Source organism: Streptomyces katrae (genome assembly GCF_000966975.1).
Lineage (GTDB): Bacteria > Actinomycetota > Actinomycetes > Streptomycetales > Streptomycetaceae > Streptomyces > Streptomyces katrae.
In genome coordinates, this window is record NZ_JZWV01000407.1 from 1 (window position 1) to 8,655 (window position 8,655).

Annotated in this window: 12 protein-coding genes; 8 read left to right on the forward strand and 4 right to left on the reverse strand. The window is 71.5% G+C overall.

The window, feature by feature from the left end; genetic code table 11:
- Positions 1–417 (reverse strand): ATP-binding protein (locus tag VR44_RS15750; protein ID WP_169791013.1); only part of this gene is annotated, 417 nt, incomplete at its 3' end.
- 251 nt (positions 418–668) lie between these two features.
- On the opposite strand from VR44_RS15750, the gene VR44_RS15755 reads away from it, so the two are divergent.
- The 3 genes from VR44_RS15755 (at position 669) to VR44_RS15765 (ending at position 2,441) form a co-directional block, all read left to right on the forward strand.
- Positions 669–1,520: a Scr1 family TA system antitoxin-like transcriptional regulator gene (locus tag VR44_RS15755; protein WP_045948119.1), complete on the forward strand. Its 852-nt coding sequence runs from the start codon at positions 669–671 to the stop codon at positions 1,518–1,520.
- Positions 1,521–1,524: 4 nt separating this feature from the next.
- Complete coding sequence (locus VR44_RS15760) at positions 1,525–1,722, forward strand: DUF397 domain-containing protein (RefSeq protein ID WP_094191679.1); 198 nt, start codon at positions 1,525–1,527, stop codon at positions 1,720–1,722.
- 281 nt (positions 1,723–2,003) lie between these two features.
- Positions 2,004–2,441, forward strand: a complete 438-nt coding sequence (locus VR44_RS15765; protein WP_052713620.1) for a hypothetical protein — start codon at positions 2,004–2,006, stop codon at positions 2,439–2,441.
- A gap of 104 nt (positions 2,442–2,545) precedes the next feature.
- Here the strand turns inward: VR44_RS15765 and VR44_RS15770 are convergent, their stop codons facing one another.
- On the reverse strand, positions 2,546–3,166 hold the full coding sequence (locus VR44_RS15770; RefSeq protein ID WP_045948121.1) for a hypothetical protein: 621 nt from the start codon (positions 3,164–3,166) through the stop codon (positions 2,546–2,548).
- A gap of 235 nt (positions 3,167–3,401) precedes the next feature.
- The gene (locus VR44_RS15775) at positions 3,402–4,139 is read right to left on the reverse strand and encodes a GAP family protein (RefSeq protein WP_045948122.1); all 738 of its coding nucleotides are present in this window, start codon (positions 4,137–4,139) and stop codon (positions 3,402–3,404) included.
- 398 nt (positions 4,140–4,537) lie between these two features.
- Here VR44_RS15775 and VR44_RS15780 point away from each other — a divergent pair, with 398 nt between their 5' ends.
- From VR44_RS15780 to VR44_RS15800, 5 genes are all read left to right on the forward strand, one after another.
- Positions 4,538–5,368 (forward strand): YhjD/YihY/BrkB family envelope integrity protein, encoded by an 831-nt coding sequence (locus VR44_RS15780; protein ID WP_245691841.1) that lies wholly within the window; start codon positions 4,538–4,540, stop codon positions 5,366–5,368.
- Positions 5,369–5,580: 212 nt separating this feature from the next.
- Positions 5,581–6,234, forward strand: a complete 654-nt coding sequence (locus VR44_RS15785) for a dihydrofolate reductase family protein (protein ID WP_045948123.1) — start codon at positions 5,581–5,583, stop codon at positions 6,232–6,234.
- Between the two features lie 43 nt (positions 6,235–6,277).
- Positions 6,278–6,748, forward strand: coding sequence for a hypothetical protein (locus tag VR44_RS15790; RefSeq protein ID WP_157880312.1), 471 nt, complete (start codon positions 6,278–6,280; stop codon positions 6,746–6,748).
- Positions 6,749–6,772: 24 nt separating this feature from the next.
- Positions 6,773–7,366 carry a hypothetical protein gene (locus VR44_RS15795; RefSeq protein ID WP_211275076.1) on the forward strand — a complete coding sequence of 198 codons (594 nt, stop codon included), beginning with the start codon at positions 6,773–6,775 and terminating at the stop codon, positions 7,364–7,366.
- The gene (locus VR44_RS15800; RefSeq protein WP_157880313.1) at positions 7,326–8,081 is read left to right on the forward strand and encodes a hypothetical protein; all 756 of its coding nucleotides are present in this window, start codon (positions 7,326–7,328) and stop codon (positions 8,079–8,081) included. Before VR44_RS15795 ends, VR44_RS15800 begins: the two co-directional genes overlap by 41 nt.
- A gap of 221 nt (positions 8,082–8,302) precedes the next feature.
- Here VR44_RS15800 and VR44_RS15805 read toward each other — a convergent pair.
- A partial coding sequence (locus tag VR44_RS15805) for an aromatic-ring hydroxylase C-terminal domain-containing protein (protein WP_483855142.1) occupies positions 8,303–8,655 on the reverse strand: 353 nt, incomplete at its 5' end.

An 8,655-nucleotide genomic window follows, 5' to 3' on the forward strand; every position in this document is an offset into this window, starting at 1 on the left:
AACCAGGCTGAACCAGACCACCTTCACGCACTCCCCCTGCGCCACGGCGGCCCACTCGTCGGCACAGGCCGCCACGAGCGCGAGCCCCCGCCCACCGGCGGCATACGCCCCGAGCCCACCCCCGCCCTGCGGCCACCGCTCGGGGGCGCAGTCGGACACGTAGACGGTGACCCGATCGCCGGCCAGGGCCACCTCGACGGCGATCTCGGCCGTATCGGTGTGCCGGTAGGCGTTCGTCACCACCTCGGACGCACAGAGCCGCGCCCGCTCCTCCAGCCCCGCATGCCCGGCACTCCGCAGCACGGACACCACCCAGTCCCGGGCGATGCGAGGGGTGTCGGCCCGACTCGGCGCGACCATCCGGTAGTTCAGGCCGGGGGCGGGCTCATCGGCATGCCGTAAAGCGCTCGTGTTCATCGTGGTCTCTCCCAACGCGGTACGAGTTCGCGCTGCCTGCGCCATGCGTGGCATTGGCCGCCCCCAGGTGACGCGCGCCCCAAGGCGCGCGTCAGCGGCTGCACTTCGGTCTTACTGGCGTGCGACGCGGTGCAAGCACTGACTGTAGCGACTCCGTCACACCGTTTCTACGGAATCCGTAATACCCAAGCGACAGGTGGACCCTACTCCCGGGCACAGGCCAAGATGAGAGCCGACAGGAGGGGGCGCCGATGCCGCCAAGGAAGGCTCCAACCGCTCGGCAGCGCCGACTGGGTAGCGAGCTCCGCAAGATCCGGGAACAGGCCGGCATCTCGATGACCGACGCCGCATCCCAACTGAGCACCGACCGAACCAACATGAGCAACGTCGAAAGCGGCCGCTTCGGCGTCAGCAGCGAACGCGTACGCACCTGGGCGCGGCACTACGGCTGCCCCGACCAGGCCTACGTCGACGCCCTCGCAGCCATGGCCGACGAACGCGGACGCGGCTGGTGGGACGACTACCGCGACGAGCTCCCGGCAAGCCTGCTCGACCTTTGCGAGCTGGAGCACCACGCCATTGCGCTGCGCAGCGTGCAGATCATGCACATGCCCGGCCTGCTGCAAACCGAGGACTACGCCCGCGCTGTGTTCGAGGAAGCGGTTCCATCGCTGACGCCCGTTGATCTGCGCCGTTACCTTTCACTGCGCATGCGACGCAGGGACGTGCTCGACCGCAAAGACATGCTCAGCTGCGACTTCCTGATCCACGAAGCCGCCCTGCGCATGAAGTTCGGCGGCCGCCAAGTGGCGACCAGCCAACTCAACTACCTGCTTGAACAGTCCGAACGCGACAACGTGACCGTCCGCGTGATCCCCTTCGAAGCCGGGGGCTTCCCCAACGCGGGCGGCCCCACCCTGTACGCGTACGGCCCGGTGCCGCAACTGGACACCGTCCAGACCGACATCCCGACCGGCTCCGTGCTGCTGGACGCCGAAACCCGGCTCGCCAACTACCGAGCGGTACTGGATCGGACGGAGCACCGGGCATACGGCCCTGAACGGTCTCGCGATTTCATCCGCGAGATGGCGCAACAACTGTGAAGGCGTGAGAACAGTGGAAATCATCTGGCGCAAGTCCTCCCGGTCCGCGGACACAGGCAACTGCCTGGAGGTCGCAGTGCAGGACGGCGAGATCCTCATCCGGGAAAGCGACGACCCCTCCGTCATCATCCGAACCTCCCGGGCCAAGCTCCGGGCCTTCATCGACGGAGCAGCCGCAGGCGAGTTTGACGACCTCGCCTGAGGGGCTGAAGCACCCCCGGCCCCCTGCCCCACGGGTAGGGGGCCGACTTGCGTCGCCCCTCGCAACGGCTTGGCATATGCCGTATCACCCGTTAGACGTCAAACGGTTGATACGCCCCTGCGGCCAGCGCTAACGTCGCATCACGCCGCGCCGGCTCGGCCCGTAGTGGCGTAACTCTCCCTTGCTCTGCGCCAGTTCGGGAGAGGTCACCGGTCGCCCCCTCCCCGCCGCTCGTCACAGCCCGGAGGGGGCGACTCTCCGCGACGGCAGGAGCCCGGCACATGACCACGGCCACGCCCACTCCCCAAGACCACACGGTGGCGATCCGGACCGGCTACTGGTTCGAGGCGCTCTGCTACCTGGACGCCTACGACGCCCCGCCCGAACTCCTCGACCGGGCCATGCTGGACACCCCGGAGGAAGCAATCCGCCTGATCCGGATCCAGATCCGGACGGCCCACCCATTCGCCCTCTCCCCCGCAGAGGTGGACCGGGCCCTCGCCTGGGCCGACGGCGGCGGCCGCATCCAGGCCCTCGCCGCCCTGCACCGCGGCGAAACCGCCGGCTTCAGCATCGTCCTCCGCAACGGCCTCCGCCCCGAATGGCGCGTCCGCCCGGTCGACTACCTCTCCCTCACCCGCACCCACCCGGCGGCGTGCGCCGACTGGGAGGTGTCCGACCAGGCTCTCGCAAACGACACGTACCAGCGCCACGCTTAGCGGCAGGCACCTGCCACCGGACCGGCCGACACGAGAAGACGGCATGGACGCATCCACCTCAGCGAACTCCGGGGAGGCCGCCGCTGAACCACATCCGGACCCCCTCAGATCGGCAGGCCGATCACACCCCACCCCCGCCGGTCCGCCTCGCCGAGCACCTCGGCCCAGCCCCCCAGCAGCTCGGCGAACTCATCGAACCCGGCGATCCACTGCCCCGGCTCCCGCCCCGCGAGCTCCCCGTACGGGATCCGGAGCCCCTCCAGCCCGGGGGCGGCCGCCTGCCAGCTCCGCCGCAGCCGTGCCACCGTCTCCGGGCCCCGCACGATCAGCGGGCCCTGCCTCCACAGGCCGTCCAGGGACGGGAACACCCCGGCGTCGACCTGCTCGGCATCGACGTCGGGCCGCGGTCCCCACCAGATCAGCCCCTCCAGGAACTCGTCCAGTGCCGCCCGCACCTCACCCCCGGCGGCGCCCCGGACCTTCTCCCAGCCATCCGCCGCCCGGAAGTGCGGCTTGTACGAGCCGAGCGTGCCCCGGAACTCGTACCGCCCCAGCCAGGACCGCTCCGCCCCGGTCGGCCAGACCCACCCGTCGACGACATCACCGTCCCCGTCGGGGTCGTCGTCCGCGTACGCCGACTCCTGCACGACCCGCAGCCGCTCGTCCGGAGCGATCTCCGAGAGGTGCACCCAGTCGACCACCAGGACCGTTATGTCCACACCCATGCGGCGATGCTAGCCGCGGCCCCCCGCACACGGCCGCGTCGGACGATCAGGACCGCACGTCACCCGAGCCGCTCAGTACCAACGCTGCCCGGGCGCGGTGTCCTCATCGCGGAGGACCGCAGGCTCCTGGTCCACCGCCGGCACCCGTTCACCCGCTCCGCCGGGGTGACGCTGTCGGCAAGGACCACACCGTCCGGGCGTTCCTCCAGACCCTCCGTGAACACGCCGCGGTCCATCAGGACGTGAGCTGGTAGATGCTTTTGCCCACCAGGAACAGCCCCACCACCAGCACCACGGTCACCAGGGCCTGGTCCTGGTGGGACTGGAGCCAGGTACGCAGTCGGCCCAGCCGTACGCGGGCGGAGTCGGGGGCGAAGGTCGTGTAGAGCTCCATGGTCAGAAGGCCGCTGGTCGCGATGAGGCAGTACACGAACAGCGCCAGGAAGGAGCCGGCGTGGGACAGGTCGGCACTCACGACCGTCGCCGCACCCGCCGCCACCAGCCCCCACGGCTGGAGGAGCGGGCCCAGCCCCGCCGCGGTCCACACCGAGATCTGGTCGAGCCGCGCGGCCATCCCACCGGAGGCCTCCTGCGCCTCCTGCGCCTCCTGCGCCCCCTGTGTCTCCTGCGTCTCCTTTGTCTCCCCTGTCTCCTTCATCTCCTGGGACCCTGGGTGCTCGCCCGTGCGCCGGCCGGCCTTGCGCCGCCGCCAGCCGTACACGATCAGCCCGACCCCGATGGCGAGTTTGAGCGCGGACGCGGCGGTGGAAGGCGGGGACTTGGGAGCGGGGGGTTCGCCACCGGTGGCCAGGAGTACGACGGCCAGGACGGCCACGAAACAGGCGAGCCAGGCGACGATGAAGGCCAGGCCCTTCAGGATTCCGCGGTCGGCCGACAGCACCAGGACGAACGCGGCGATCGGCAGCGGGAACACCGCGATCCCCAGTCCGATGAGCACCAGGTCAAGAACCATCGCTACCCTCGGGCGGTCCTGCGGGCCCGGGAAGTGGGCCGCTCTCGCTCATGGCTCCATCGTCACGGTTTCCCCGCGACCCCACAAATCCCCGGTCACGGGGCTCACCCGTCTCCGCCCGTCATTCAACCGTCCGGCCCTTCGTCACGCTCCGCCCGCGAGCGGCGCGGTCGCACGGGCGGCAGGCTGGCAGCATGCAGCCAGTGCCAGGGGCCGGAGGAAGCCGCCCGGACCGGCGGTCACGCCGTGCCCGGCGGTCGCACCGTACCCGGCGGCCGGAGGACGGCCGGCCGCCGGCTGCCTCGCGGCGGCCCCGGGCGACGGCGCTGCGCAAGCGGGCGAGGGGCCTGCGGACCTGGGCGGTGGGACTACGGACGAGGGCCGAGACCCGCGTCCCGATGATCACGCATCTCATGGAGCACCTGATCTCGGTGAACGTGCTCGACTCGGCGACCCGGCTGGCGGCACAGACCTTTCTGACGGCGGTGCCGCTGCTGTTCGTGCTGTCCTCCATCGCCCCGGAGGGGCTGCGCGAGGAGTACGCCAGCTCCCTGCAGCACCTGTTCGGCCTGTCCGGAAGCGCCCAGGCCGAACTGGACAAGGTCCTCAAACAGACCGGAGCCCCCTCCGACGAACTGCAGCAGACCATCGGTACCGTCGGCGTTCTGATGGTGCTGATCTCGGCCACCGCGTGCAGTCGCGCCATGCAACGGCTGTGCGAGCGCGCCTGGAGCCTGCCCAAGTCCGGAGCACGGGTGGCCGCCTGGCGCTGGATCGCCTGGATCGGGGCGTGGCTGGTGATGATCGGCCTGCAGGGGAGCCTGCTCACCGCCTTCGGCCACAGTGAGTGGCTGGGGGTGCTGCTGCTGTTCCTCGCGGAGGTCGCCATGTGGTGGTGGACGCAGCACCTGCTGCTGACCGCGCGCGTACCGTGGCTGCCACTGCTTCCGGGGGCGGTCATGACGGGAACGGCCCTGAGCGTGCTGTCCACCACCGCCCCGCTGTACCTGCCCCGGGTCCTCAACCGCAGTCTGAACACCTACGGAACGCTGGGCGCGGTCTTCACGCTGCTGTCCTGGCTCATCACCCTGTGCGCGGTCGTCGCCCTGTGCGTGACCGCCGGCGCCGTCGTGGCCCGGGAGCCCTGGGCCGCACGCCGCCTGGGAACACCGGCGCCCTCCGGTCCAGCTCCGTCACGCACGGGCGCCGGACAACGAAGACCGCCATGACGAGGGCGGGAGAACCCGCACGTCAGGGGCGTACGCAGCATCCTGGCCCACCGGAGGCCGGTCGGCCCCGAGCCACTGTGCGGCCTGCCACGCGACGGCGACGGCGATCCGCGCCACTCCGGGCCACTGGGCCCGCACCGATGAGTTCCGCCCTCCCCGGCAGTCTCACCCCCAGCACCCCTGCATCCTCACGACCATCGGGAAGGTCCCCCATGTCCACCCAGCTCCTCCGAGCCGTCAACATCATGGTCTCCCGGGACGGCATCGGCGCCGGCGAGAACCAGCGGCTCGACCAGCCCTTCGGCGACGGCCTCGACCCCGCGGTCCTGTTCTCCTGGGCCGGTGCCACCGCCAGCTGGCCGAACCGCACCGAACCCGGAGGGAGCCGCGGCCTGGACGACTACTTCACCCGCGACTGGAACCGCAACATCGGCGCCGAGATCATGGGCCGCAACAAGTTCACCCCCTACCGGGGCCCCTGGGAGGACCACCCCGAGTGGCAGGGCTGGTGGGGCGACGAACCCCCCTTCCGCACCCCGGTGTTCGTCATGACCCACCACCTCCGCCCGCCGCTCACCCTCTCCGACACCACGTTCCACTTCATCGACGCCGACCCGGCCACGGTCCTGTCCCGGGCGCGCGAGGCGGCGCAGGGCAAGGACGTCCGCCTGGGCGGCGGGGTGACCACGATCCGCGAGTTCCTCGAAGCCGACCTGGTCGACACGCTCCACGTGGCGGTGTCACCGGTGGAAGCGGGCCACGGCATCCGCCTGTGGGACTCCCCGGAGGACCTCCTCGACCGCTTCCACCTGGACGTGGTCCCCAGCCCGAGCGGCGTGACCCACCACCTGTTCTGGCGCCGCTAGTGCTCTAGTGATGTCCATGCCATCGATGTCCTAGTCTGACGTGGTGTGGACAACGCTTGCGCCGCTCATCGGCGTCCTGCTCGGCGGGCTCATGTCGATACTGACCCAGCGCGTGGCAGGACGCGCCTTGGAGCGCGGCGAGGCGCGCCGCAGTGCTCGTGAACTTGCCGAGGCACGCCGTAGCGAGCGGCTCACCCACCTCGTCGAATTCCTGTCCGCGGTGCAGGAAGCAGAACGAGTCGCGGTGGACCGGCATCACCACAACCTGGCTGACGAGCAGTGGCAGGCCCGGGCACGGCAGGTCCTCGACAGGGTGTGGGTGACGCAGAAGACGATCCACATACTGTGCGCGCCCGAGGTCAGCGAAACGGCACACAGCCTCGCCTGGGCGGTGCAGGAGGTGATCAGAAAGGGCCCCGAGGACACGGAAGATCCGCAGGACGAGAAGGTCTGGGCGCACATACGTCCGAGCCGACAGGCATTCCTTGATCTCGTGCGCGACCAGCTGAGTTGAACCCCGGGAGGGATCCAGCGGAAGGTGGTGGCCGCGCGCCGAGGCCGTCTGATGAGCGTTGCCGAATACCAGGACGAGCAGGGCGACCTCCTCCGCGAATGGCATCGCGAGGACGGGCCGGGCCTCACCATCCGGGCGGGGCGGCCAGCGGTCCTGCGCGGTCGCGCGTCCGCCGCGGCGGACATGGCCGACGCGGTCGGCGAGCTGTACTCATCCGACGCCGAGGACGCCGTCCTCGTCTGGAACGGGGTGCCGGTCAGGCTGTCGTACGCCCACGACCTCGCCGCCCTCCTCGACGACCTGGTGCCCCTCCTGGAGGAGGTCCGGCGGCCGGAATTCTCGGAGACCGAGGTCTTCTGGGGATCCGACACCTTCTCGGCCGAATGGCGCATCGTCCGCGAGGGCGACTCCCTCAGGATCCGGGCGCGCTGGCACAGCACGCTCGGGAACCACGAGTCACTGCTCGCCGAGCGCGGCGATCCGGTGGTTCCCGCGCAGGTGTTCTCTCGCGAATGGGCGAAGCTGCTGCGGCGGATCGTGACCGATATCGAGGCGGAAGCCGTGGAGTTGCAAGACGATGACATCTTCCTTCGTGCCAAGGCCCTGCTCGCGGCCTGAGGACGTACTGGAGCGGCTGCGGGCCGTCGAGTGGGACATGCGCTGGGACCTGGCGTTCGAGCACGCCGGGTCCCGGCGGGTGCTGATGTGGGAGTACCTGCGGCGGGCGGCCGTGTGGGCGCGGGCCTGCGGGGCTGAAGAGGGGTGGCCCTTCTTCGACGTCACGCCCTGGGTCGACCCGGAGTTCGAGCTCGGGGCGGAACAGGCGGACGGGCTTGATGAGTTGCTGCTCCGCGTGCCCGGCGCGGAACTCCGCCGGACGTGCGAGGGGGCCGTGCGGCTCGCCGAACTGCGCGCGCGGAGGCCTGACGCGGTGGACGGGCTGCCGGATCTGTACGAGCCGCTCGTCCTCTTCTACGAGCGGGGCGGGTCGTTCACCCGGGACTGCGCGACGTCGGCGCTCGACCTGGTCGGTGTCTCGTACAGGCCCGGCCCGCTGGAGGGGTTCCTCGGCAGCCGGCCCGTTGCCGTCCTCGGGGACGCCGTGCTCGATGCCCTCGACGTCGAGGGGCGGGTCGTCTACTACGCCCCGGAGGGCGGTGGGGGCCCGCTCCTGCAGCGGCACGCGTGGGGAACCGAGGTCCTCGGCCCCGGCCTGCGGTGGTGTCCCACCGCCCGGGATCCGGAGGGCGAGCGCGGCCTGGTCCGGATCGACCGGCTGGAGGCCGCCCGGCGGATCGGGCGCGCGGCGCACCCGGAAGGGCCGCCGCGGTGACGGCCGGCCCCGGTGACGGCTCCGCTCCCGGACGTCCGGAACGCGCCGGGGTCGTTCGGGCCCGTCACTGAGGACGACGGCGGCACGGTTCGGTCGTCCGCGGCGACCGGCCCGCCATGCGGCCGCGGACGGCACGCCGGTGACGAACCCGCCCCCGTCCGACGACGGGCGGGCCACCCGGCCGACGGCCGCCACCGCCGCACCAGGACCCTGCCGGCCTCTCAGCCGACGCCGACGCCGAACCCGCCGCCGAACCCGCCGCCGGCGCCGACCCCGGCCGCGTACGGGGCCACCCCCTCCGCCGTCGGGCCGGCCCAGCCCACGTAGCCGTCCGGGCGGATCAGGAACGCCCCGTCGCCGTAGACCCCGTACGACGGGATCCGCACCGTCCGCACGCCCGGCAGCTCCGCCGGCGCGGCCGGGGCCGAAGCCGCCTCGCCCACCACCAGCAGGGTCCAGTGCGGCCCCCGGAACGCGTCGAAGAGCCGGACCCCGCCCCGTATCCCGTCCGGGGCCCGGTCCCCGGCCCGCACCCCGTCGGCGGGCAGGTCCGTACGGGTCTCCACCGCCAGGG